This window comes from Enterobacter sp. 03-F-07-AD-ECC, assembly GCF_047530935.1.
Classification (GTDB): domain Bacteria; phylum Pseudomonadota; class Gammaproteobacteria; order Enterobacterales; family Enterobacteriaceae; genus Enterobacter; species Enterobacter cloacae.
This window is the reverse complement of the sequence record NZ_JBLKBZ010000014.1, coordinates 1-22,680: the sequence shown is the minus strand read 5'-3', so window position 1 is coordinate 22,680 and position 22,680 is coordinate 1. Positions and strand designations below refer to the sequence as shown.

Annotated in this window: 23 protein-coding genes, 1 rRNA gene and 1 other annotated feature; of the genes, 14 read left to right on the top strand and 10 right to left on the bottom strand. The window is 53.2% G+C overall.

Annotated elements, in window-relative coordinates; all coding sequences use genetic code 11:
* Positions 1-3 precede the first annotated feature (3 nt).
* On the bottom strand, positions 4-1,290 hold the full coding sequence (locus ACMWKA_RS18190; RefSeq protein WP_028028086.1) for an HlyC/CorC family transporter: 1,287 nt from the start codon (positions 1,288-1,290) through the stop codon (positions 4-6).
* A gap of 18 nt (positions 1,291-1,308) precedes the next feature.
* Positions 1,309-2,100: an inner membrane protein YpjD gene (locus ACMWKA_RS18185; RefSeq protein WP_014832951.1), complete on the bottom strand. Its 792-nt coding sequence runs from the start codon at positions 2,098-2,100 to the stop codon at positions 1,309-1,311.
* Positions 2,101-2,266: 166 nt separating this feature from the next.
* Here ACMWKA_RS18185 and ffh point away from each other — a divergent pair, with 166 nt between their 5' ends.
* From ffh to ACMWKA_RS18150, 7 genes are all read left to right on the top strand, one after another.
* Complete coding sequence (gene ffh, locus ACMWKA_RS18180; protein ID WP_013098351.1) at positions 2,267-3,628, top strand: signal recognition particle protein; 1,362 nt, start codon at positions 2,267-2,269, stop codon at positions 3,626-3,628.
* 116 nt (positions 3,629-3,744) lie between these two features.
* Positions 3,745-3,993: a 30S ribosomal protein S16 gene (rpsP, locus tag ACMWKA_RS18175; RefSeq protein WP_003863133.1), complete on the top strand. Its 249-nt coding sequence runs from the start codon at positions 3,745-3,747 to the stop codon at positions 3,991-3,993.
* 15 nt (positions 3,994-4,008) lie between these two features.
* Positions 4,009-4,548, top strand: coding sequence for a ribosome maturation factor RimM (gene rimM, locus ACMWKA_RS18170; protein ID WP_013098350.1), 540 nt, complete (start codon positions 4,009-4,011; stop codon positions 4,546-4,548).
* Between the two features lie 31 nt (positions 4,549-4,579).
* A complete protein-coding gene (gene trmD / locus ACMWKA_RS18165; RefSeq protein WP_008502493.1) occupies positions 4,580-5,347 on the top strand; it encodes a tRNA (guanosine(37)-N1)-methyltransferase TrmD in 768 nt (255 codons plus the stop codon).
* Between the two features lie 43 nt (positions 5,348-5,390).
* The gene (gene rplS, locus ACMWKA_RS18160; RefSeq protein ID WP_002914145.1) at positions 5,391-5,738 is read left to right on the top strand and encodes a 50S ribosomal protein L19; all 348 of its coding nucleotides are present in this window, start codon (positions 5,391-5,393) and stop codon (positions 5,736-5,738) included.
* A 132-nt stretch (positions 5,739-5,870) separates the two neighbouring features.
* Positions 5,871-6,275: a DUF2946 domain-containing protein gene (locus tag ACMWKA_RS18155; RefSeq protein ID WP_414760477.1), complete on the top strand. Its 405-nt coding sequence runs from the start codon at positions 5,871-5,873 to the stop codon at positions 6,273-6,275.
* Positions 6,276-6,312: 37 nt separating this feature from the next.
* Positions 6,313-7,683, top strand: a complete 1,371-nt coding sequence (locus ACMWKA_RS18150) for a PepSY-associated TM helix domain-containing protein (RefSeq protein ID WP_414760476.1) — start codon at positions 6,313-6,315, stop codon at positions 7,681-7,683.
* A gap of 2 nt (positions 7,684-7,685) precedes the next feature.
* On the opposite strand, the gene ACMWKA_RS18145 is transcribed toward ACMWKA_RS18150, so the two are convergent.
* From ACMWKA_RS18145 to ACMWKA_RS18130, 4 genes are all read right to left on the bottom strand, one after another.
* Positions 7,686-8,171, bottom strand: coding sequence for an OmpA family protein (locus tag ACMWKA_RS18145; protein WP_045901429.1), 486 nt, complete (start codon positions 8,169-8,171; stop codon positions 7,686-7,688).
* A 12-nt stretch (positions 8,172-8,183) separates the two neighbouring features.
* Complete coding sequence (gene dgcN, locus ACMWKA_RS18140) at positions 8,184-9,404, bottom strand: diguanylate cyclase DgcN (protein ID WP_023621746.1); 1,221 nt, start codon at positions 9,402-9,404, stop codon at positions 8,184-8,186.
* Positions 9,397-9,933 carry a YfiR family protein gene (locus ACMWKA_RS18135; protein WP_028028085.1) on the bottom strand — a complete coding sequence of 179 codons (537 nt, stop codon included), beginning with the start codon at positions 9,931-9,933 and terminating at the stop codon, positions 9,397-9,399. The genes dgcN and ACMWKA_RS18135 overlap by 8 nt, the downstream gene beginning before the upstream one ends.
* Before the next feature lie 153 nt (positions 9,934-10,086).
* Entirely contained in the window at positions 10,087-10,461 is a 375-nt protein-coding gene (locus tag ACMWKA_RS18130; RefSeq protein ID WP_045294704.1) for a DUF2799 domain-containing protein, read from the bottom strand.
* Between the two features lie 214 nt (positions 10,462-10,675).
* Here ACMWKA_RS18130 and aroF point away from each other — a divergent pair, with 214 nt between their 5' ends.
* The 3 genes from aroF to ACMWKA_RS18115 are packed head-to-tail and all read left to right on the top strand — an operon-like array spanning position 10,676 to position 13,811.
* Positions 10,676-11,746: a 3-deoxy-7-phosphoheptulonate synthase AroF gene (gene aroF, locus ACMWKA_RS18125; protein ID WP_020690781.1), complete on the top strand. Its 1,071-nt coding sequence runs from the start codon at positions 10,676-10,678 to the stop codon at positions 11,744-11,746.
* Between the two features lie 10 nt (positions 11,747-11,756).
* On the top strand, positions 11,757-12,878 hold the full coding sequence (gene tyrA / locus ACMWKA_RS18120) for a bifunctional chorismate mutase/prephenate dehydrogenase (protein WP_013098342.1): 1,122 nt from the start codon (positions 11,757-11,759) through the stop codon (positions 12,876-12,878).
* Positions 12,879-12,938: 60 nt separating this feature from the next.
* Positions 12,939-13,811: an SMP-30/gluconolactonase/LRE family protein gene (locus ACMWKA_RS18115; RefSeq protein ID WP_038420417.1), complete on the top strand. Its 873-nt coding sequence runs from the start codon at positions 12,939-12,941 to the stop codon at positions 13,809-13,811.
* Here the strand turns inward: ACMWKA_RS18115 and pheA are convergent.
* The 4 genes from pheA to bamD all read right to left on the bottom strand — a co-directional run bounded on the left by pheA (position 13,808) and on the right by bamD (position 16,575).
* Positions 13,808-14,968 carry a bifunctional chorismate mutase/prephenate dehydratase gene (pheA, locus tag ACMWKA_RS18110; protein WP_062729632.1) on the bottom strand — a complete coding sequence of 387 codons (1,161 nt, stop codon included), beginning with the start codon at positions 14,966-14,968 and terminating at the stop codon, positions 13,808-13,810. The genes ACMWKA_RS18115 and pheA overlap by 4 nt on opposite strands.
* Before the next feature lie 30 nt (positions 14,969-14,998).
* Positions 14,999-15,124 (bottom strand) — a sequence feature (Phe leader region).
* Complete coding sequence (pheL, locus tag ACMWKA_RS18105; RefSeq protein ID WP_100249759.1) at positions 15,076-15,123, bottom strand: pheA operon leader peptide PheL; 48 nt, start codon at positions 15,121-15,123, stop codon at positions 15,076-15,078. It overlaps the preceding feature by 48 nt.
* 103 nt (positions 15,125-15,227) lie before the next feature.
* Positions 15,228-15,569 (bottom strand): ribosome-associated translation inhibitor RaiA, encoded by a 342-nt coding sequence (gene raiA, locus ACMWKA_RS18100; protein WP_008502470.1) that lies wholly within the window; start codon positions 15,567-15,569, stop codon positions 15,228-15,230.
* 268 nt (positions 15,570-15,837) lie between these two features.
* The gene (gene bamD / locus ACMWKA_RS18095) at positions 15,838-16,575 is read right to left on the bottom strand and encodes an outer membrane protein assembly factor BamD (protein WP_013098339.1); all 738 of its coding nucleotides are present in this window, start codon (positions 16,573-16,575) and stop codon (positions 15,838-15,840) included.
* Between the two features lie 131 nt (positions 16,576-16,706).
* On the opposite strand from bamD, the gene rluD reads away from it, so the two are divergent.
* The 4 genes from rluD to ACMWKA_RS18075 form a co-directional block, all read left to right on the top strand.
* On the top strand, positions 16,707-17,687 hold the full coding sequence (rluD, locus tag ACMWKA_RS18090; protein WP_029882082.1) for a 23S rRNA pseudouridine(1911/1915/1917) synthase RluD: 981 nt from the start codon (positions 16,707-16,709) through the stop codon (positions 17,685-17,687).
* Positions 17,684-18,415 carry a purine nucleoside phosphorylase YfiH gene (gene yfiH / locus ACMWKA_RS18085; RefSeq protein ID WP_023621743.1) on the top strand — a complete coding sequence of 244 codons (732 nt, stop codon included), beginning with the start codon at positions 17,684-17,686 and terminating at the stop codon, positions 18,413-18,415. Before rluD ends, yfiH begins: the two co-directional genes overlap by 4 nt.
* A 129-nt stretch (positions 18,416-18,544) precedes the next feature.
* Positions 18,545-21,118, top strand: coding sequence for an ATP-dependent chaperone ClpB (gene clpB, locus ACMWKA_RS18080; protein ID WP_414760475.1), 2,574 nt, complete (start codon positions 18,545-18,547; stop codon positions 21,116-21,118).
* A gap of 429 nt (positions 21,119-21,547) precedes the next feature.
* Positions 21,548-22,680: ribosomal RNA gene (locus tag ACMWKA_RS18075) — 16S ribosomal RNA — on the top strand; the annotation flags it as partial.

Here is a 22,680-nt window from a genome sequence, read left to right as displayed (position 1 = left end):
ACTTTATTCCGCGATACTTTCGCGCAGTGGTTTAACAGGCAGGACCTTCACCTGCTTAATCATATTGTCCTGCACGTCCAGGATATCAATATCATACTGTTCAATGCGCACCCGCGTGCCCGCCGCCGGGATCTCTTCCAGTGCTTCCAGAATCATCCCATTCATGGTGCGAGCCTCATCTTCCGGCAGATGCCAGTTAAAGGCTTTATTGAGTTCGCGGATGTTCGCGCTGCCGTCAATCAGAACCGAACCGTCGTTTTGCGGCGTGACCTCTTCCGCAAGAGAAGGGGACATGGAGGTGGTAAAATCTCCGACAATCTCTTCCAGAATATCTTCGACCGTCACCAGCCCCTGAATATCGCCATACTCATCGACCACCAGGCCGACTTTCTTCTTGTTACGCTGGAATTTCACCAGCTGCGTGCTGAGCGGCGTTCCTTCCGGCACGTAGTAAATCTCGTCGGCGGCGCGCAGCATCACCTCTTTAGTGAACTCTTTTTTCTCGGTCATCAGGCGATAGGCTTCCCGCACGCGCAGCATACTGATGGCGTCGTCCAGGGAGTCGCGATACAGCACAATGCGTCCGTGCGGGGAGTGGGTCAGCTGGCGGACGATGGCCTTCCAGTCGTCGTTAATATCAATCCCGACGATTTCGTTACGCGGCACCATAATGTCGTTAACGCTGACCTTTTCCAGATCCAGCACCGACAGGAGCATGTCCTGATTGCGGCGTGAAATCTGCGAGCGGGATTCGTTCACGATGGTGCGCAGCTCGTCTTTGCTGAGTGCGCTGCTGATGGCGACGTCGGCTTTGATACCGACCATGCGCATCAGGATACGGGTGACCATATTCAACAGCCAGACCAGCGGCATCATCAGGATTAGCAGCGGTGCCAGCAGGAAGCTGCTCGGGTAAGCCACTTTTTCCGGGTAAAGCGCAGCGATGGTTTTGGGCAGCACTTCCGCAAACACCAGCACCACAAACGTCAGTACGCCGGTAGCAATCGCGACCCCGGCGTTGCCGTACAGGCGCATCCCGACAATGGTGCCCAGCGCAGAGGCGAGGATATTGACGAGGTTGTTACCGATAAGCACCAGGCTTATCAGGCGATCCGGTTTACGGAGCAGCTTTTCAACACGACGTGCGGCACGGTTACCCTGTTTAGCACGATGACGTAACCGGTAGCGGTTTAAGGTCATCATGCCGGTTTCCGAGCCAGAGAAATAGGCGGAGATGACCACCATGACGATCAGCGTAACGATCAGCGTGGTGGTAGAGATGTGTTCCAGGGGGAACTCCTTTGTTACTTAGCCAGCAAATTGCTGTATGAAGCGACTTCCGAAATAGGCAAGGGTGAGAATGCCCGCACCCGCGACATTGAACCAGACCACGCGACGACCGCGCCAGCCCTCATGATAATGGCCCCATAACAGCACAATATAGACAAACCACGCGATGATGGAGAGCACCGCTTTGTCGATATTCTCCACGCTGAACAGGTTTTTCATATAAAACAGGCCAGTGCAGAGCGTTAAGGTCAATAATACTACGCCGACCTGGGTGATGTGGAACATCTTACGCTCAATGACCATCAGCGGCGGCATCTCATGGTTAAACGCCAGCTTTTTGTTTTTCAACTGGTAGTCAATCCAGGCGAGTTGCATGGCATAGAGCGCGGCAATGATCAGCGTTGCGTAAGAGAACAGCGACAGGCCGATGTGCACCAGCATGCCCGGCGTGGCTTCCAGATGCGTAATGAACTCATTGGGCATAAAGGTGGCTAAGGCCAGATTGATCAGCGCGAAGGCATAAACAATGGGCAGCAACAGCCAGCCGCGATTCTTAGAGGCGACAATTGTCATCACCGTACAGATCATCAGGCTAACCAGCGAACCGACGTTCAGCACGCTCAGGTTTTGCACACTGCCGTCACCGGGAATGATGCGCGATTCCAGCGCAAAAGCGTGACTAATCAGTGCGATCACCGCCGACAGAATAGCCATGCGCCGCCAGCCGCTGTTTTTTTGCAGCAGTCCGGGAATGATCAGCGCAAGGCTGACAGAGTAGGCAACAAGGGCGATCAGTGCGAAAACAGGCATATAGGCATCGACAGTTGTCTTAATAAGAAAGAGAAGCAGTATAACGTTACGTGACGCCTGCTCCAACCGTTGCATAACAACAAAGGCGCCTTCATGTTATACTCCGGCAAAATTCTGTGTATGTGTCGCTCTTGGCGGCCCAACGTTTCTACTCAGGCGAGAGACAATGTTTGATAATTTAACCGATCGTTTGTCGCGCACGCTGCGCAACATCAGCGGCCGCGGACGCCTTACCGAAGACAACATCAAGGAAACGCTGCGCGAAGTGCGCATGGCGCTGCTGGAAGCAGACGTCGCGTTGCCGGTTGTTCGTGATTTTATCAACCGCGTTAAAGAGAAGGCGGTTGGTCATGAAGTTAACAAGAGCCTGACGCCGGGTCAGGAGTTCGTCAAAATCGTTCGTAACGAACTGGTTTCGGCGATGGGCGAAGAGAACCAGGTCCTGAACCTGGCGGCTCAGCCTCCGGCCGTCGTGTTGATGGCGGGTCTGCAGGGTGCGGGTAAAACCACCAGCGTCGGTAAGCTGGGTAAATTCCTGCGCGAGAAGCACAAGAAAAAGGTGCTGGTGGTTTCTGCGGACGTTTATCGCCCGGCGGCGATCAAACAGCTGGAGACCCTGGCGCAGCAGGTTGGGGTCGATTTCTTCCCGTCTGACGTGGCCCAGAAGCCAGTCGACATCGTGAACGCGGCGCTGAAAGAGGCGAAGCTGAAATTCTACGACGTGCTGCTGGTGGATACCGCCGGTCGTCTGCACGTTGACGAAGCGATGATGGACGAAATCAAACAGGTGCATGCCTCTATCAACCCGGTAGAGACCCTGTTTGTGGTTGACGCCATGACCGGTCAGGATGCGGCAAACACCGCGAAAGCGTTCAACGAAGCGCTGCCGTTAACCGGCGTGGTGCTGACCAAAGTGGACGGTGACGCCCGCGGCGGTGCGGCGCTTTCTATTCGTCATATCACCGGTAAGCCGATCAAATTCCTCGGTGTGGGCGAAAAAACCGAAGCGCTGGAGCCGTTCCACCCGGACCGTATTGCATCCCGTATCCTCGGCATGGGCGACGTGCTGTCGCTGATTGAAGATATCGAGAGCAAAGTTGACCGTGCGCAGGCCGAGAAGCTGGCCAGCAAGCTGAAAAAAGGCGACGGTTTCGATCTGACCGACTTCCTTGAGCAGCTGCGTCAGATGAAAAACATGGGCGGCATGGCAAGCCTGATGGGCAAACTGCCGGGCATGGGCCAGATCCCAGACAACGTAAAAGCGCAGATGGATGACAAGGTGCTGGTGCGTATGGAGGCGATCATCAACTCAATGACCCTCAAAGAGCGTGCTAACCCGGATATCATCAAAGGTTCCCGTAAGCGCCGTATCGCAGCCGGTTGCGGCATGCAGGTGCAGGACGTTAACCGCCTTCTGAAACAGTTCGACGACATGCAGCGCATGATGAAGAAAATGAAGAAAGGCGGCATGGCGAAAATGATGCGTGGCATGAAAGGCATGATGCCACCCGGTTTTCCTGGGCGATAATCGCTTTTGAGATTGCTTTTTGCCCGAAAATGAGTAAAATTTTCGGGCTTTTAATATGACACCCGGGCTCCGTTCCTCGATGGGGCCCGGTTGTTTTATTCACACAAGAGGATGTTATGGTAACTATTCGTTTAGCACGTCACGGCGCTAAAAAGCGTCCGTTCTACCAGGTTGTTGTGACTGACAGCCGTAATGCACGCAACGGTCGCTTCATCGAGCGCGTTGGTTTCTTCAACCCACTGGCCGCTGGCGCAGAAGAAGAAACTCGTCTGGATCTGGATCGTATCGCTCACTGGGTTGGCCAGGGCGCGACAGTTTCCGATCGCGTTGCTACGCTGATCAAAGCAGCAAACAAAGCAGCTTAATCTGTCACGGTGGTCATGATGAGCAATAAAGCACCTGTTGAACCGATTGTATTGGGCAAAATGGGTTCTTGCTACGGTATCCGTGGTTGGCTCAGAGTGTTTTCCTCCACTGAAGACGCTGATAGCATTTTTAATTACCAGCCCTGGTTTATCCAGAAAGGCGGTAAGTGGGAAGAGGTCGAGCTGGAAAGCTGGCGTCACCACAATCAGGACATCATCATCAAGCTGAAAGGCGTTGACGATCGTGATGCCGCGAATGCACTGACTAATTGTGAAATTGTCGTGGATTCGTCGCAGTTGCCGGAGCTCGAAGAAGGCGATTATTACTGGAAAGACCTTATGGGTTGCCAGGTAGTCACTACTGAAGGCTACAGCCTGGGGAAAGTCATCGACATGATGGAAACCGGGTCCAATGACGTTCTCGTCATTAAGGCAAACCTGAAAGATGCATTTGGCATCAAGGAGCGGTTGGTTCCGTTCCTCGATGGACAGGTTATCAAGAAAGTCGATCTCGCTACTCAAACGATTGAAGTAGATTGGGATCCTGGTTTTTAAATTCTCCGGATAAACGGTAAAAGACGGCGCTATGTGGATTGGCATAATTAGCCTGTTTCCTGAAATGTTCCGCGCGATTACCGATTACGGGGTAACTGGCCGGGCAGTAAAGAATGGCCTGCTGAGCATCCAGAGCTGGAGTCCTCGTGACTTCACGCATGACCGGCACCGTACCGTGGACGATCGTCCTTACGGCGGCGGACCGGGGATGTTAATGATGGTGCAACCCTTACGGGACGCCATTCACACAGCAAAAGCCGCGGCAGGTGAAGGCGCAAAGGTGATTTATCTGTCACCTCAGGGACGCAAGCTTGATCAAGCGGGCGTCAGCGAACTGGCGACGAATCAAAAACTGATTCTGGTCTGTGGTCGCTACGAAGGGATAGATGAGCGCGTAATTCAAACCGAGATTGACGAAGAATGGTCTATCGGCGATTACGTTCTCAGCGGTGGTGAGTTACCCGCAATGACGCTGATTGACTCCGTCGCCCGGTTCATTCCGGGAGTACTGGGCCATGAAGCTTCGGCAACGGAAGATTCCTTTGCCGATGGGTTGCTGGACTGTCCACACTATACCCGTCCTGAAGTGTTAGAAGGGATGGAAGTCCCGGCAGTGTTACTGTCAGGAAACCATGCTGAGATACGTCGCTGGCGTTTGAAGCAGTCGCTGGGCCGAACCTGGCTTAGAAGACCTGAACTTCTGGAAAACCTGGCTCTGACTGAAGAGCAAGCAAAGTTGCTGGCCGAGTTCAAAACTGAACACGCGCAACAGCAGCATGAACATGATGGGAATGCGTAATACGCTCCCGAATATCAGTTTACCCAGGATAAGAGATTAAATTATGAGCAACATTATTAAGCAACTTGAACAAGAGCAGATGAAGCAGGACGTACCTTCCTTCCGTCCAGGTGACACCGTGGAAGTGAAAGTATGGGTTGTTGAAGGTTCCAAAAAACGTCTGCAGGCATTCGAGGGCGTGGTTATCGCTATTCGTAACCGCGGTCTGCACTCTGCATTCACTGTTCGTAAAATTTCCAACGGCGAAGGCGTTGAGCGTGTCTTCCAGACTCACTCTCCGGTAGTTGACAGCATTGCTGTTAAACGTCGTGGTGCTGTACGTAAAGCTAAACTGTACTACCTGCGTGAGCGTACTGGTAAGTCTGCTCGTATTAAAGAGCGTCTGAACTAAGATTCGCTTAAGCGACATCCTGTTAGAAAGGGCTGGCCGAAAGGCTGGCCCTTTTTTTATCCCATCGCATCTCTCGTGTTAACTCTTTCGTCATAAATCATTTACAATGCTGGCCTCTTCCGTGGAGGGTAAGTGATTAACGTACTGCATCAGCATAACTGGAAACGCGCAGCGGCATTGACCGCGCTGTTTGCGATCCTGCTGATCGTGATCGCACCGCTGATCTCCGTCTCGCTGCAAAAAGATCTCATGAGTGCCATGCCGGGGATGCACCATGACATGAGCATGATGTCGATGGATGAGCACCACGGCGATAAGCAGCACAGCATGCCAGTTGACCATGCGGAAGCCTGTGGCTACTGCGTGCTATTAGCCCACGTGCCGGGCATGATACTTGCGCTGATTGTGCTGCTCAGCATCGTGCTGCAAAGGCTGCGTGTCAGGACGCCGCGTCAGGCGGTCAGCCACTGGCACTTTTTCCCCTGGCTTTATCCAGATACCCGCGCGCCGCCGCGGCAGTCTGCTTTTTCCCTTTAAAAAATATCGATAACTTTTTGCCTTAAAAAGGAAAAGTATGACTACCTGCACTCCGCGCGCGGCATGGGGAAACCTGCTGCGTCGACTCCATTTCTATGTCGGGCTGTTTGTCGGCCCGTTTATCTTCTTCGCCGCGCTGACCGGTACGCTGTACGTGGCGACACCGCAGCTGGAAAATATTCTGTACCGGCACGCGCTCCATACGGATTCCGTGGGGGAACTCCAACCGCTGGCGGAACAGATCGCCGTGGCGGAAAAAAACATCGGCACCGATCTGCGTTTACATGCCGTTCGTCCTGGCCTGGCTGCGGGTGAAACCACCCGGGTGATGTTTGCCGACCCGTCGCTTGGCCCATCGGAGACCCGCGCTATTTTTATCGATCCCGTTACTCTTGCGGTGCGTGGCGATATGACCGTGTATGGCACCAGCGGGATTTTACCGCTACGCCAGACTATTGATTATCTGCATACGTCCCTGATGCTGGGTAACGTTGGTCGGCTCTACAGCGAGCTGGCCGCCTCGTGGATGTGGGTCGCCGCGCTGGGCGGGATTGCGCTGTGGTTTTATACCCGGCCAAAACGTCGGCTCAACAATCGTTTTCAGAACCGGCGTCGCCTGCATGTCACGCTGGGCTGGGTGCTGCTGGGGGGAATGTTGCTGTTTTCTGCGACCGGCCTGACGTGGTCCCAATGGGCGGGCGGCAACGTGGATAAACTGCGCGCGCAGATGAACTGGCTCACGCCGCAGGTGAACACCACGCTTTCGGGTGCGCCCGTCACGATGGATGAGCACGCTGAACACCATGGGCATCATGCTGGCATGATGATGCCCGACATGACGATGGATCTGACCCAGTTCGATGGCGTATTGCACGCTGCCCGCCAGGCCGGGATTGATGCGAATAAACTCGAAATCCGCCCGGCGAAAAGCGCTGACCAGGCGTGGACCGTGACGGAAATTGACCGCCGCTGGCCGACCCAGGTGGATGCCGTTGCGGTGGATCCAAATTCTATGCAAATTCTGGACAGAACCCGCTTTGAGGATTTCCCGTTAATGGCAAAGCTGACCCGCTGGGGTGTGGATTTCCATATGGGGATCTTATTCGGGCTGGTTAACCAGTTACTGCTCGTCGCATTTGGCCTGGCGCTGTGTTTGCTGATTGTCTGGGGGTATCGGATGTGGTGGATGCGTCGTCCGGCGCAATCGACGGCGGATCCGCTTCAGACGCTTTGTCAGTGCTGGCTGGCGCTCCCGGGATGGGGAAAAGCCGTCACGGTGGTGGTCAGCGTATTGCTGGGGCTGGCATTGCCGGTGATGGGCGTGAGCCTGGCGCTGTTTATGCTGATTGACTGGCTACGCTGGCGAGCGGCAACTGGCGTGTCGCTCGCACAATCATCCGTTAAATAAGGCTATGGCGTGCTGATGACCACCGCGACCCGACGGTTTTCAGCACGCCCTTGCGCCGTACTGTTGCTGGAAACCGGATATTTTTTACCTAATCCCTGCGTGGTGAGGTTGCTGCGCGGGATATTGGCGCCTTTGGCCCAGACGTCAGCCACTGCATTGGCACGTTTTAACGACAGCGCTTCGTTGTAGCTCTCTTCTCCGTAATTATCGGTGTGGCCATCCATACGCGCGTGTTTCAGGCCGGTAGCCGCCAGGCGAGAGGCCATGGAGCGGATCTGCGCTTCACTTTCCGGGCGCAGTCTGGCGTCATTTTTATCAAACAGGATCGTATCTGACAGGCCCAAAGACCAGTCGCCATTCAGTTCGTTAAAACCGTATGACTTCATCGCCGCAATTTGCTCAGGGGTGAATTTACCTTCAGGCGGTGACTGACAACCCGCCAGTACCATTGAAGCGAGAAATAACGGCGCGAAGTATCGCTTTAACATATCGTATCCTTTCTAAGTTATTGCTTTTGTACGCTGGTTTTTATCCTGGTACATGTTGCGGTCGGCTTGCTCCAGTAATGCTTCCACAGAGGCACTTTCCCACGCCAGAGCAAAGCCAATGCTAAGTGACATCGTTGCTGTCTGCCCGTTATGCAGATCGAACGGGCGCATAAACTGCTGCGACAGCGCAGCACAAATCTGTTGAACCTCTGCGGCAGACTGTACGCCGTACAGCACCATCGCAAACTCGTCACCGCCAAGGCGGTATGACTGATGACGTTTATCGCCAAACTCAACCATCCGGCGCGCGACTTCAATCAGGACGCAATCGCCCGCAGCATGTCCCCAGGTATCGTTAATAAACTTGAAATTATCACCGTCGAGGAAGAGCAGGGCAGTGTTGGTTTTTGCGGAGGCGTCGTGCATTAATGCCGCGATGCTGCTACGAAACGCCGCCCGATTGGCGAGGCCGGTGAGAGGATCGTGCATGGCGGTACGCAGTAGCTGAGCGTTTTTCGCCTGCAGCTTAAGCTGCCACTCTTCCATTTCATCCAGCAGACTGTTGAAATCTTCGCCAAACTGGTGGAATTCTTCGATGCGACCATCCTTCACCCGCCGGGAAAAGTTGCGGTTGGTGCGTACGTCATGCACGACATCGGTGATGTTTTGCAGCGCCGTGACCATGCCATGATGCAGAGATTGTGTAATCGTAAGCGCGACGGCGGTGGCAAAAAGAATACAGCCGGTAAGAACGGCAAACGACAACCAGATGAAATGGCTGATGAGATTATCGCGTGCGGTCAGGCGAATTTCGCCGATCGCATTACCGTTATGCATGATCGGCTGTGCGACCGGGTCGGGGAACAGCCAGCGGCTAACCAATGCACCCAGCGTGTCGTTATTCTCTTCCGGGTTCCAGGACCAGTAAGCAAACCGCTTTTTATGCGCGTTAAGAACCTCAGCCACGGCAAACTGGCCCTGTTTACCCAGGGTGGCGAGCGTTTCGTTAGCCGCCAGCGCATCATTAAAGACCAGTGAGGCTTCAAGGCTGTGGCTCATTGTTGCGCCGGTTAATTCGAGATTTTTTTGGGCGTATTGCTTTAATGTCACCACGGAAGCAAAACAGAGCAGGAGCCAAATTAACGTCATGGTGATGATGACGCTTATCATGCTGATTCGTCTCAACGTGCTTTTAAACGTTGGACGTGGCGTTGAAGTGATTTCTTTATCCATGCTGCTTATTCCGTGCCAGCATTAATACATCCGGATTGACGCGTACGCCACTGCGCGTCAATGCATCCAGATTAACGGAAAATCTGACCTGGTTATGATCGATTATCAGGCAGAATGCACTGCCAATAACACATTCCGGATTCTGCTCTGAGATTAATAGCAATGCTCTGCCCTGATATTGACTTATTAATTCAAGTTGTTTTGCAGGCGATTCAGCCCCGAAATAAATAGCATCACACGTCGCGGACAGGGCTTCCTGATCGTTACGTACAATGACGGGAGTATAAGGTAACTCGCTTTGCCCTTCTTCGCTGCTCAGTGCTTGCGTGTAGTGAGACGAGGCATAAACGCAGAGTTTAGGTTGCCCGGAAAGTGACGGCCATCGGGTATAGCTCACAATACCCGATACAATCGAACGTACCGATTTATCGGTTTCTGTGAACGTGGCTGCCGGTGCTGGGCCCACCATAAAGAACAGCATTAGCACCAGAGTGAGTCGGAACAAAGAGATCAAGAATGAATTTCTCACCAGAATCCGCCATACCGCTCTGGAAATAGATGTCCTTACGAGTTGTCGGCAGAATACCATTGTTTATCAAAGCCGTCATTATGTCAGAAATGTACTGAGTACGACCTAAGCTAAATCCTACAGTTGTATATATTCCGGCGTATAAAAAACGGCTTAATTAAGTCTGCTGGAACGCATACTTTCATCCATTCCTTGTTGCCATGATTCATGCAGTTTTGCTGCGTTTTCAACAGTATCACAACTGGCCGGGAAAGATTTACCTGCTATTCCCCAGGCGTGAATAAAACCTTCCTCACACACTTTTTTCTGTCCGTCGGCGTAGCCACGAAGATATTCACTACGATCAACCTGCGGGTCGTTAAAACTATCGGCCAGCGTCTGATTATCTTTAACCGGCAGACCATTCATGGCGTCTTCTTTACCCGCATCAAACCAGCTGGGACTAGTCCAGTCGGGCTGGAAGGTATAAGGGTTGATCTCACAGCCCGATAAAAACAGCGACAACAGCATCAGAGCGATTGAACGCATAGCCATTCTCCTTTTTTCTTCAGCATAGCCTGGCAAAAGAAAGTGGGGGTGTAATTTTATGTTTACGATTTTGACGGCTGATTTTTGCAGTAAAATGGCTTTTGTAAAGTAAAGTGTACGTATTTTGGATTGAAATCTTTACTTGTTGTGGTATCGTTGTTTCACCTCTTCGAGGAAAACACCTATCGCAAACGAGCTTTACAGGATCGCCATCATGCAAAAAGACGCGCTGAACAACGTACATATCACTGACGAACAGGTTTTGATTACACCGGATCAACTGAAAGCGGAGTTCCCGCTGAGCGTCGCGCAGGAGGCTCAAATTGAGCACTCGCGCCAGACCATTTCTGACATTATCGCTGGCCGCGATCCGCGTCTGCTGGTGGTATGTGGTCCTTGTTCCATTCACGATCCTGAAACCGCCATTGAGTACGCTCGTCGATTTAAAGCATTAGCGGAGGAGGTCAGCGATAGCCTCTACCTGGTGATGCGCGTCTATTTTGAGAAGCCACGTACCACCGTTGGCTGGAAAGGGTTGATTAACGATCCGCACATGGATGGCTCGTTTGATGTGGAAGCCGGTCTGAAGATTGCGCGTCGCCTGCTGGTTGAGCTGGTCAGCATGGGGCTGCCACTGGCAACCGAAGCGCTGGATCCGAACAGCCCGCAGTACCTGGGCGATCTGTTTAGCTGGTCTGCGATTGGTGCGCGTACTACGGAATCACAAACCCACCGTGAAATGGCGTCTGGTCTGTCGATGCCGGTTGGTTTTAAAAACGGGACCGACGGTAGCCTTGCCACGGCGATCAACGCCATGCGCGCCGCGGCCATGCCGCATCGCTTTGTAGGTATTAACCAGGCGGGCCAGGTTTGTCTCCTGCAGACGCAGGGTAATCCGGACGGTCATGTGATCCTGCGTGGCGGTAAAGCGCCAAACTACAGCCCGGCAGATGTGGCACAGTGTGAAAAAGAGATGGAGCAGGCGGGACTGCGCCCGGCACTGATGGTAGATTGCAGTCATGGTAATTCGAACAAAGATTACCGTCGTCAGCCTGCGGTGGCGGAATCGGTGGTCGCACAAATCAAAGACGGCAACCGTTCTATTATCGGTCTGATGATTGAGAGCAATATTCATGAAGGCAATCAATCATCTGAACAACCGCGCAGCGCAATGAAGTACGGTGTGTCCGTGACGGATGCCTGCATCAGCTGGGAAACCACCGATGCGCTGCTGCGTGAGATCCACAAAGATATAAACGGCCAGCTGGCGACGCGTCTGGCTTAAGAGGTTAGGTATGGTTGCTGAATTGACCGCATTACGCGATCAAATTGATGAAGTGGATAAGGCGCTGCTGGATCTGTTAGCGCGCCGTATGGCGCTGGTTGCCGAGGTGGGTGAGGTCAAAAGCAAATATGGCCTGCCGATTTACGTTCCGGAGCGCGAGGCCTCCATGCTGGCTTCCCGTCGTAAAGAGGCCCAGGCGCTGGGCGTCTCGCCGGATTTGATTGAAGATGTTTTGCGTCGTGTGATGCGGGAGTCCTACTCCAGCGAAAACGATAAAGGCTTCAAAACCCTTTGCCCGTCCCTGCGCCCGGTCGTTATTGTGGGCGGGGCGGGTCAGATGGGGCGGCTGTTTGAAAAAATGCTGACCCTGTCTGGCTATCAGGTGCGTATCCTGGAAAAAGAGGACTGGGCAAAAGCACCGGAGCTGATGAAAGATGCCGGAATGGTCATCGTCAGCGTGCCGATTCACGTGACGGAGCAGATCATTGCGAAGCTTCCTCCGCTACCTGCAGATTGCATCCTGGTGGATTTAGCGTCCGTGAAAAATGGTCCGCTGCAGGCTATGCTGGCCGCGCACACGGGGCCGGTCCTGGGGCTGCATCCTATGTTTGGCCCGGACAGTGGCAGCCTGGCGAAACAGGTGGTGGTTTACTGCGATGGTCGTCAGCCGGAAGCCTACCAGTGGTTCCTGGAACAGATTCAGGTTTGGGGCGCGCGGCTGCACCGCATTAGCGCGGTTGAACACGATCAGAACATGGCGTTCATCCAGGCGCTGCGCCACTTTGCGACCTTTGCCTATGGGCTGCATCTGGCGGAAGAGAATGTGCAGCTTGAGCAGTTATTGGCACTCTCTTCGCCTATCTATCGTCTGGAGCTGGCGATGGTGGGGCGTCTGTTTGCTCAGGATCCCCAGCTTTACGCCGACATTATTATGTCGTCTGAGAACAACCTGGCACTGATTAAGCGTTACTACCAGCGTTTTGGCGAAGCCATTACGCTGCTGGAGCACGGCGACAAGCAGGCGTTTATCGACAGCTTCCGTAAGGTCGAACACTGGTTTGGCGATTACGCGCAACGTTTCCAGAGCGAGAGCCGCACGCTGTTGCGTCAGGCAAATGACAGTCGCCAGTAATGCGATGATGTATATACTGAAAGCCAGCATTGCTGGCTTTTTTCATTTTGGGGAACTGTCATGGCCGAACCGCAGCTGCTGTTGAACTACACCGGGCATCTGCCCGAATGCCCGACGTGGAGTGCAGAGGAAAATGCGCTTTACTGGGCGGATATTCTTGAAGGTGAGATCCACCGTTATCATTTATCCACGGCGGAACATACCGTGCTCTCTTTCCACGAAGAGGTGGGGTGTTTCGCCCTGCGCGAACGCGGCGGCTTTATCGTCGCGATGCGAAGCGGCATCTGGCTTTCCGATAAACACGGTCTGCTGCAGCGCAAAGTCTGTGATAATCCGTCGAATCCGCAGCTTGCGCGTTTCAATGATGGGGGAACCGATCACCGGGGCCAGTTCTACGCCGGGACCTTCTGGGCACCGGGTGATTACAACGGGGCGCTGCTGATGCGCATTGATAACAATCTGACGCCAAAAGTTATCCAGTGCGACATTCATGGCCACAATGGTCTGGCATTCAGCCCCGACCAGCGGTGGATGTTTACTTCTGATACGCCAAACGGCGTTATCTACCGTACCCCACTGGATGAGCAGGGGGAACCCGGTAAAAGGGAGGTATTCCGCCGGTTCAACGACGGCGAAGGGATACCTGACGGTGCCGCGATGGACGTGGAAGGCTGTTACTGGAGTGCGCTGTTTGATGGCTGGCGCATCGCGCGCTTTTCACCTCAGGGAGAGCAACTGGAAGAGTACCGAATGCCGGTCCGTTGCCCTACGATGGTCTGCTTTGGCGGTGACGATATGAAAACGCTGTTTATCACGACCACCCGGGAAAATATGGATGCGCAGGAGGTGGCGCAATATCCCCTTTCCGGCGCTATCTTCACCCTGCCGGTCAGTGTGGCAGGGATGAAGAAAAGCCGGTTTATCGAACGTTAGCTTGGGTCAACCGGTACCACGTTTTCGCTCGGATAACAGCCCAGCACCTTCATTGAACGGGTGATTTCGCTCAGTTCACGCAGGGCTTTCTGCATGGACGGTGATTCCAGGTTGGCCTGAATGTCGAGATAGAACATCTCTTCCCACGGATTGCCGTGAATCGGGCGCGATTCGAGTCGGGTCATGATCAGATTGTGGTTACGCAGTACCAGCAGCGCTTCAACCAGTGCGCCTGCCTGCTGCCCGGTTGCCATCAACAGGGTGGTTTTAGCGGGCACCTGATCAGAGACATTAATGGCTTTGCGTGCCAGCACGATGAAACGGGTAATGTTTTGCGTCTGGTTTGCCAGGTTACGTTCCAGAACCTGGAGACCATACAGCGCACCGCCCGCCTCGCTGCCCAGCGCCGCGACGGTGGGGGAGTTTGCCTGGGCGACTTTTTCCATCGCTGCGGAGGTGCTTTCGGTGTACTCAATTTTCCAGTTCGGATAACGGTTGAGGAACTGACTGCACTGCTGGAACGGCTGCGGATGGCTGTAGACCGTCTCGATGGTGCTCAAATCGGTTGAGCCAGAGACCAGCACGCAGTGATCGATAGGGATTGTCAGCTCCCCAACCAGCGACAGGCTGGTGTGTTGCAGCAGATCGTACACGTCGTTGATGGCACCGGAACTGGTGTTCTCAATCGGCACGACGGCGTAATCCGCCTGGCCGGTTTCCACCTGATTGAAAATATCGGCGAACTTTGCGCAGCCGCTCTCAATGAACTCTTCAAAATGACGTGCAGCGTACTGGCGGGCAGCCAGATGGGAGTAGGAGCCCTTAGGACCAAGAAACGCAATGCGGGCAGAGTGCGGGTTGGTTTTATTCAGATGCTGCTGCAACAGCGCTTGCTGGGTCAGAACAGAGTCTTCGATGATGAGCTGGAACAAACGGGTGATGTAATGTGCGTTAAGGTGATGGGCTTTGCCGAGTTGAATCAGACGTTCCAGCAGGTCGCGTTCGCGGTCGATATCACGTACCGGACGGTGGGAGTCCAGTTTGGCTTTACCCACTTCGATGGCGAGCGCGCGGCGTTCAGCCAGAAGTGCCAGTAATTTTTCATCCAGCGCGCTGATTTTTACTCGCAGATCCAGTAACGGGTTTTCCGGTGTCATAGTGTTGTCTGTCTCGTTTTATCGTTATCAATAAAAAAGGCCTCCCGGTGTGGGAGGCCTTGTTGTTCGTCTTCGCATTCTTTATCACACGACGAAACGCCTCCCGTTCAGGGGAAGGTAAAAAAGAATGCGAAGAAAAACGGCGTCAATTTCATGAAATCATCCTGTGGTTGATAACGTTAAAGTACCCGTACTGTTTTCACCCTGTCAATAAAAAACGCGCCCGAAGGCGCGTTGGCGGTAAACTCAATTTAAAGGATTACTCTTCTTCAACTTCTTCCGCGAAGCTGGCGTCTTTCACCGAGGTCGTGGCGCGACGGGCTTCACCTTTGTGCTGCACTTTATTGAGCTGCCGTTCCAGCTTGTTGATCAAATCGTTAATAGCGGTGTACATATCCTCGTGTTTTGCGCTGGCGACCAGATGGCCGTTTGGAGTATTGATAGTTGCGTCAGCGATGAAACCCTGCGGCTCCTTAGACAGGATGATATGTGGATTAATCAAGTGTGTTTGCCATTTATCCAGTTTGGCGAGACGGTCTGCGACGTGCTGGCGAATTGCCGGGGTAATTTCCATTTGTTTGCTGGTAATGTTCATTGTCATAAATTTTACCTCTTGTCTTTCCGTCTTGGTGATTCCAGCATACCTGTCCTAATGTCAAAATGTGTGATTTATATCACGTTATTTTGTCGGTTTTTGTCAGGGAATCTTTTTTGTGAGGCAGGGCAGGAAGAGGTGAGATTTACCTTGTCGAAGGCAAAAATTGCGGTCATAGTTGATAGGATGTGTTGAAGCTAAACCGCTTCAGCTTTGTCTGAATTGAATAAAAAAACGGCAGCCCGCGGGCTGCCGTTTTGCTTTGATGTCACTATCAGGTGTTGCTGCTGTTCGCGGCGATGATTTTTGCTACCTTGTCTGCCTGTGCGGTCATCTGCATCTGGCGGTAAGCATTCTCCATCAGCTTCAGGCCGTCGCGGGTCGCCTGCGTATCCGGATAATCACGCAGCATTCCTTCTACACGGTTAACCACGGCAACCCATGCGCCACGGCGGGTGTAGTATTCAGCAACCGAGTATTCGTATTTCGCCAGACGGTCTTTCAGGAACACCAGACGTTTGGTGGCGTCGGTCACGTACTGACTGTTCGGATAGCCGCGCACCAGTTTGGAAAAGTCGTTGAACGCATCACGCGCATGCTGCGGGTCACGGTCGGAGCGATCCACACCGAAGAAGCCCTGCAGGGCACTGTCATCCAGCGCCATGTTGGTCAGACCGCGCATGTACATTACATAGTCGATGTTAGGATGAGTCGGGTTCAGACGCATGAAACGATCGATGGTTGCCTGAGCCAGCGGCAGATCGGCATTTTTATAGTATGCGTAGATGAGATCTAACTGTACCTGCTGCGAATACGGACCAAATGGATAGCGATTATCCAACGCTTCCAGTTGCGTTATCGCCTGTTTCCAGTTACCGTCCTGCAACTTTTGTTGTGCAGTCGCATAGATTTCATTCGGCGGATTGTCAGGGACCTGTTCATTTGAACCGGAGCAGCCCACCAAAGCCAGGCTCAACGTGGCCGCTGCCACCAGATATTTCATGCGCGTCATGACGTTTTGACTTTCCTCAAATGTTTGTCCGGGAGAAACTCTGTTCCTGCTCCCGATTAAGACCAGCTACAATAGCACACTATATTAAACGGCAAAGCCGTAAAACCCAACGTTAAACGAAGAAGCAGTTTATGGCACAACGAGTAGAACTCACCGCAACAGTCTCCGAAAATCAGCTCGGTCAACGCTTAGATCAAGCTTTGGCCGAATTGTTCCCTGATTATTCGCGTTCACGCATAAAAGAATGGATTCTTGACCAGCGCGTGCTGGTAAACGGTAAAGTCTGGGACAAACCGAAAGAGAAAGTGTTAGGTGGGGAAGCTGTCGCCATCAATGCTGAAATCGAAGAGGAAATCCGCTTCGAGCCACAGGATATCCCACTGGATATCGTCTATGAAGATGATGACATTCTGGTGATTAACAAGCCGCGCGACCTGGTTGTTCATCCGGGAGCGGGGAATCCTGACGGTACGGTACTTAACGCACTTCTCCATTATTATCCGCCGATTGCTGATGTGCCGCGTGCCGGTATCGTGCATCGTCTGGATAAAGACACCACCGGTCTGATGGTGGTGGCAAAGACCGTACCTGCCCAGACTCGCCTGGTGGAATCACTGCAGCTGCGTGAGATCACCCGCGAATATGAAGCCGTGGCTATTGGCCATATGACCGCTGGCGGTACGGTTGATGAGCCGATCAGCCGTCACCCTACCAAACGTACTCATATGTCGGTGCATCCGATGGGTAAACCGGCGGTGACGCACTATCGCATTATGGAACATTTCCGCATTCATACGCGTCTGCGTCTGCGTCTGGAGACCGGTCGTACCCACCAGATCCGCGTGCATATGGCGCACATAACCCATCCGCTGGTGGGGGATCAGGTTTACGGTGGTCGTCCGCGTCCGCCAAAAGGGGCATCGGACGAGTTCATTAGCGTACTGCGCAAGTTTGATCGTCAGGCGCTGCACGCCACCATGCTGCGCCTTTATCACCCTATTTCAGGGATTCAAATGGAATGGCATGCGCCGATCCCGCAGGATATGGTGGAGCTTATTGACGCCATGCGCGCGGATTTTGAAGAACACAAAGATCAAGTGGACTGGTTATGACCAAACTGATTGTTCCGGAGTGGCCACTGCCTGAAGGTGTGGCTGCCTGCAGTTCAACCCGCGTTGGCGGGGTAAGTCAGGGGGCGTGGGCGTCTTTGAACCTTGGCGCACACTGCGGCGACAACCTGGAACACGTTGAAGAAAACCGCTCGCGGCTGTTTGCTGCGGGCAACTTACCGTCTAAACCGGTGTGGCTTGAGCAGGTTCACGGTAAAGCCGTGCTGAAGTTGACGGGAGAACCCTACGCGTCTAAACGTGCCGATGCCTCCTACAGCGATACGCCGGGAACAGTATGCGCGGTGATGACAGCCGATTGCCTGCCGGTGCTGTTTTGTAACCGTGCGGGTACCGAGGTTGCGGCTGCTCATGCGGGCTGGCGTGGTCTGTGTGAAGGCGTGCTGGAAGAGACCGTCGCCTGCTTCAAAGACGATCCTGCAAATATCATTGCCTGGCTTGGCCCGGCAATTGGTCCTCAGGCATTCGAGGTGGGCCCAGAGGTTCGTGAAGCGTTTATGGCAAAAGATCCGCAAGCCGTTAACGCTTTCGAACCCGTGGGGGAAAAATATCTGGCCGATATTTATCAGCTTGCACGTCAGCGTCTGAATAATGTCAAGGTGACGCAGATCTTCGGCGGTGACCGCTGTACGTTCACCGAAAAGGGTGATTTCTTCTCTTATCGCCGCGACAAGACGACGGGGCGTATGGCAAGTTTTATTTGGCTGATATAACCTAAAGAATCAAGACGATCCGGCACGTGCCGTTTTCTTTTCACATAATTCAGGTCATTAACCTTGAATAATTGAGGGATGACCTCATTTAATCTCCAGTAGCAAATTTGACCTGTTATGGGAGGAGTTATGCGTCTGGATCGTCTTACTAATAAATTCCAGCTTGCTCTCGCCGATGCCCAGTCCCTTGCACTGGGGCACGACAACCAATTCATCGAACCTCTTCATTTAATGAGCGCCTTGCTAAATCAGGAAGGGGGATCGGTACGTCCATTATTAACGTCTGCTGGCATTAATGCTGGCCAGTTACGCACTGCCATCGATCAGGCGCTGAGCCGTTTACCGCAGGTAGAAGGTACCGGCGGTGACGTTCAGCCGTCCCAGGATCTGGTGCGGGTGCTGAACCTTTGCGACAAGCTGGCGCAAAAACGTGGGGACAACTTTATTTCGTCGGAACTGTTTGTTCTGGCGGCGCTTGAATCACGCGGTACCTTGACCGACCTGCTGAAAACTGCCGGCGCAACCACGGCCAATGTGACTCAGGCGATTGAGAAAATGCGTGGGGGTGAAAGCGTGAACGATCAGGGAGCCGAAGACCAACGTCAGGTTTTGAAAAAATTTACGGTCGATCTGACCGAGCGTGCTGAGCAGGGTAAACTTGACCCGGTGATCGGCCGTGATGAAGAAATTCGCCGTACTATTCAGGTTCTGCAGCGCCGTACCAAAAACAACCCGGTGCTGATTGGTGAACCGGGTGTTGGTAAAACCGCCATCGTTGAAGGACTGGCGCAGCGTATTGTAAACGGTGAAGTACCGGAAGGGCTGAAAGGCCGCCGTGTACTGGCGCTGGATATGGGGGCGCTGGTGGCCGGGGCGAAGTATCGCGGTGAATTCGAAGAGCGCCTGAAAGGGGTGCTTAACGATCTGGCAAAACAAGAAGGCAATGTCATTCTGTTTATCGATGAGTTGCACACCATGGTCGGTGCCGGTAAAGCAGACGGCGCGATGGATGCCGGGAACATGCTGAAACCTGCACTGGCACGCGGTGAACTTCACTGTGTGGGTGCCACGACGCTGGACGAGTACCGTCAGTACATCGAAAAAGATGCTGCACTTGAACGTCGTTTCCAGAAGGTGTTTGTCGCGGAACCAAGCGTGGAAGATACCATCGCGATCCTGCGTGGTCTGAAAGAACGTTATGAGCTGCACCACCATGTGCAGATCACTGACCCGGCGATTGTTGCGGCAGCGACGCTTTCGCATCGTTATATCGCCGACCGTCAGTTACCGGATAAAGCGATCGACCTTATCGATGAGGCCGCATCCAGCATTCGTATGCAGATAGACTCGAAACCGGAAGAGTTGGACAGACTCGACCGTCGTATTATTCAGCTCAAACTGGAACAGCAGGCACTCAAGAAAGAGTCTGATGAAGCCAGTAAAAAACGCCTCGATATGCTCAATGAGGAACTGGACGATAAAGAGCGCCAGTATTCTGAGTTAGAAGAAGAGTGGAAGGCAGAGAAAGCGTCACTCTCTGGCACTCAGACCATTAAGGCTGAACTTGAACAGGCAAAAATTGCCATTGAGCAGGCGCGTCGAGTGGGTGACCTGGCGCGAATGTCTGAGCTGCAGTACGGCAAAATCCCTGAGCTGGAGAAACAGCTTGAGATTGCGACGCAGTCTGAAGGCAAAACGATGCGTCTGTTACGTAACAAAGTAACGGATGCGGAAATTGCAGAGGTGCTGGCGCGCTGGACCGGTATTCCGGTAGCACGCATGATGGAAAGCGAACGCGATAAACTGCTGCGCATGGAGCAGGATCTGCATCAGCGCGTGATTGGCCAGGACGAGGCGGTTGAAGCGGTTTCCAACGCCATCCGTCGTAGCCGCGCCGGATTGTCTGATCCTAATCGTCCGATTGGTTCGTTCCTGTTCCTGGGCCCTACCGGGGTGGGTAAAACCGAGCTGTGTAAGGCGCTGGCTAACTTTATGTTCGACAGCGACGATGCGATGGTGCGTATCGACATGTCCGAGTTTATGGAGAAACACTCCGTTTCACGTCTGGTGGGTGCGCCTCCGGGATATGTCGGTTATGAAGAGGGAGGTTACCTGACAGAAGCGGTACGCCGTCGCCCTTATTCCGTCATCCTGCTGGACGAAGTGGAAAAAGCGCACCCGGATGTGTTCAATATTCTTCTTCAGGTCCTGGATGATGGTCGTCTGACCGACGGGCAGGGGAGAACGGTGGATTTCCGTAATACGGTCGTGATCATGACATCGAACCTGGGTTCCGATTTGATTCAGGAACGTTTCGGTGAACTGGATTACAGCCATATGAAGGATCTGGTTCTGGGTGTGGTTAGCCATAACTTCCGTCCGGAGTTCATCAACCGTATCGATGAAGTGGTGGTATTCCATCCTCTGGGTGAGAAACACATTGCTTCGATTGCACAGATCCAGCTGCAGCGTCTGTACAAACGTCTGGAAGAGCGTGGATATGAAATTCACATCTCTGACGATGCGCTGAAACTGCTGAGCGAAAATGGTTACGATCCGGTTTACGGGGCGCGTCCGTTGAAACGTGCTATCCAGCAGCAGATCGAAAACCCGCTGGCGCAGCAGATACTGTCAGGCGAACTGGTTCCGGGCAAAGTTATCCGTCTGGAAGCCAACGACGACCGAATTGTGGCAGTGCAGTAAGTCACAAAACGCAAAAACGAGCCGCTTGCGGCTCGTTTTTGTTTAAAAACCAGTCCAGAATTGAGGTCTGGGATGTAATTTGCCTGGAAAGTGAGCAGTCAGTAAATAATTTTCACTTTATCCTTGCAGCTTCAGAATTACTCCCTATAATGCGCCTCCACTGACACGGAATAACGGCACACACGCCGCCGGGTCAGCAGAGAAAAGCAAATTAAACGCTTGACTCTGAAGCGGGAAAGCGTAATATGCACACCCCGCGCCGCAGCGAAAACGAAGCGGCACTGCTCTTTAACAATTTATCAGACAATCTGTGTGGGCACTCAAAGTGACATGGATTCTTAACGTCCTCGGACGATAAATGAATACCAAGTCTCAACGAGTGAACACGTAATTCATTACGAAGTTTAATTCATTGAGCATCAAACTTTTAAATTGAAGAGTTTGATCATGGCTCAGATTGAACGCTGGCGGCAGGCCTAACACATGCAAGTCGAACGGTAGCACAGAGAGCTTGCTCTCGGGTGACGAGTGGCGGACGGGTGAGTAATGTCTGGGAAACTGCCTGATGGAGGGGGATAACTACTGGAAACGGTAGCTAATACCGCATAACGTCGCAAGACCAAAGAGGGGGACCTTCGGGCCTCTTGCCATCAGATGTGCCCAGATGGGATTAGCTAGTAGGTGGGGTAACGGCTCACCTAGGCGACGATCCCTAGCTGGTCTGAGAGGATGACCAGCCACACTGGAACTGAGACACGGTCCAGACTCCTACGGGAGGCAGCAGTGGGGAATATTGCACAATGGGCGCAAGCCTGATGCAGCCATGCCGCGTGTATGAAGAAGGCCTTCGGGTTGTAAAGTACTTTCAGCGGGGAGGAAGGTGTTGTGGTTAATAACCGCAGCAATTGACGTTACCCGCAGAAGAAGCACCGGCTAACTCCGTGCCAGCAGCCGCGGTAATACGGAGGGTGCAAGCGTTAATCGGAATTACTGGGCGTAAAGCGCACGCAGGCGGTCTGTCAAGTCGGATGTGAAATCCCCGGGCTCAACCTGGGAACTGCATTCGAAACTGGCAGGCTGGAGTCTTGTAGAGGGGGGTAGAATTCCAGGTGTAGCGGTGAAATGCGTAGAGATCTGGAGGAATACCGGTGGCGAAGGCGGCCCCCTGGACAAAGACTGACGCTCAGGTGCGAAAGCGTGGGGAGCAAACAGGATTAGATACCCTGGTAGTCCACGCCGTAAACGATGTCGATTTGGAGGTTGTGCCCTTGAGGCGTGGCTTCCGGAGCTAACGCGTTAAATCGACCGCCTGGGGAGTACGGCCGCAAGGTTAAAACTCAAATGAATTGACGGGGGCCCGCACAAGCGGTGGAGCATGTGGTTTAATTCGATGCAACGCGAAGAACCTTACCTGGTCTTGACATCCACAGAACTTTCCAGAGATGGATTGGTGCCTTCGGGAACTGTGAGACAGGTGCTGCATGGCTGTCGTCAGCTCGTGTTGTGAAATGTTGGGTTAAGTCCCGCAACGAGCGCAACCCTTATCCTTTGTTGCCAGCGGT

Bases quoted from the DNA above. Each gene is read 5' to 3' on its own strand.
- rpsP (WP_003863133.1), top strand. From the start codon at position 3,745: ATGGTAACTATTCGTTTAGCACGTCACGGCGCTAAAAAGCGTCCGTTC.
- ACMWKA_RS18130 (WP_045294704.1), bottom strand. From the start codon at position 10,461: ATGCGTTCAATCGCTCTGATGCTGTTGTCGCTGTTTTTATCGGGCTGT.
- ACMWKA_RS18185 (WP_014832951.1), bottom strand. From the start codon at position 2,100: ATGCCTGTTTTCGCACTGATCGCCCTTGTTGCCTACTCTGTCAGCCTT.
- aroF (WP_020690781.1), top strand. From the start codon at position 10,676: ATGCAAAAAGACGCGCTGAACAACGTACATATCACTGACGAACAGGTT.
- ACMWKA_RS18150 (WP_414760476.1), top strand. From the start codon at position 6,313: ATGACTACCTGCACTCCGCGCGCGGCATGGGGAAACCTGCTGCGTCGA.
- bamD (WP_013098339.1), bottom strand. From the start codon at position 16,575: ATGACGCGCATGAAATATCTGGTGGCAGCGGCCACGTTGAGCCTGGCT.
- clpB (WP_414760475.1), top strand. From the start codon at position 18,545: ATGCGTCTGGATCGTCTTACTAATAAATTCCAGCTTGCTCTCGCCGAT.
- rimM (WP_013098350.1), top strand. From the start codon at position 4,009: ATGATGAGCAATAAAGCACCTGTTGAACCGATTGTATTGGGCAAAATG.
- tyrA (WP_013098342.1), top strand. From the start codon at position 11,757: ATGGTTGCTGAATTGACCGCATTACGCGATCAAATTGATGAAGTGGAT.
- ACMWKA_RS18145 (WP_045901429.1), bottom strand. From the start codon at position 8,171: ATGTTAAAGCGATACTTCGCGCCGTTATTTCTCGCTTCAATGGTACTG.
- pheA (WP_062729632.1), bottom strand. From the start codon at position 14,968: ATGACACCGGAAAACCCGTTACTGGATCTGCGAGTAAAAATCAGCGCG.
- yfiH (WP_023621743.1), top strand. From the start codon at position 17,684: ATGACCAAACTGATTGTTCCGGAGTGGCCACTGCCTGAAGGTGTGGCT.
- trmD (WP_008502493.1), top strand. From the start codon at position 4,580: ATGTGGATTGGCATAATTAGCCTGTTTCCTGAAATGTTCCGCGCGATT.
- rplS (WP_002914145.1), top strand. From the start codon at position 5,391: ATGAGCAACATTATTAAGCAACTTGAACAAGAGCAGATGAAGCAGGAC.
- ffh (WP_013098351.1), top strand. From the start codon at position 2,267: ATGTTTGATAATTTAACCGATCGTTTGTCGCGCACGCTGCGCAACATC.
- dgcN (WP_023621746.1), bottom strand. From the start codon at position 9,404: ATGGATAAAGAAATCACTTCAACGCCACGTCCAACGTTTAAAAGCACG.
- raiA (WP_008502470.1), bottom strand. From the start codon at position 15,569: ATGACAATGAACATTACCAGCAAACAAATGGAAATTACCCCGGCAATT.
- ACMWKA_RS18115 (WP_038420417.1), top strand. From the start codon at position 12,939: ATGGCCGAACCGCAGCTGCTGTTGAACTACACCGGGCATCTGCCCGAA.
- rluD (WP_029882082.1), top strand. From the start codon at position 16,707: ATGGCACAACGAGTAGAACTCACCGCAACAGTCTCCGAAAATCAGCTC.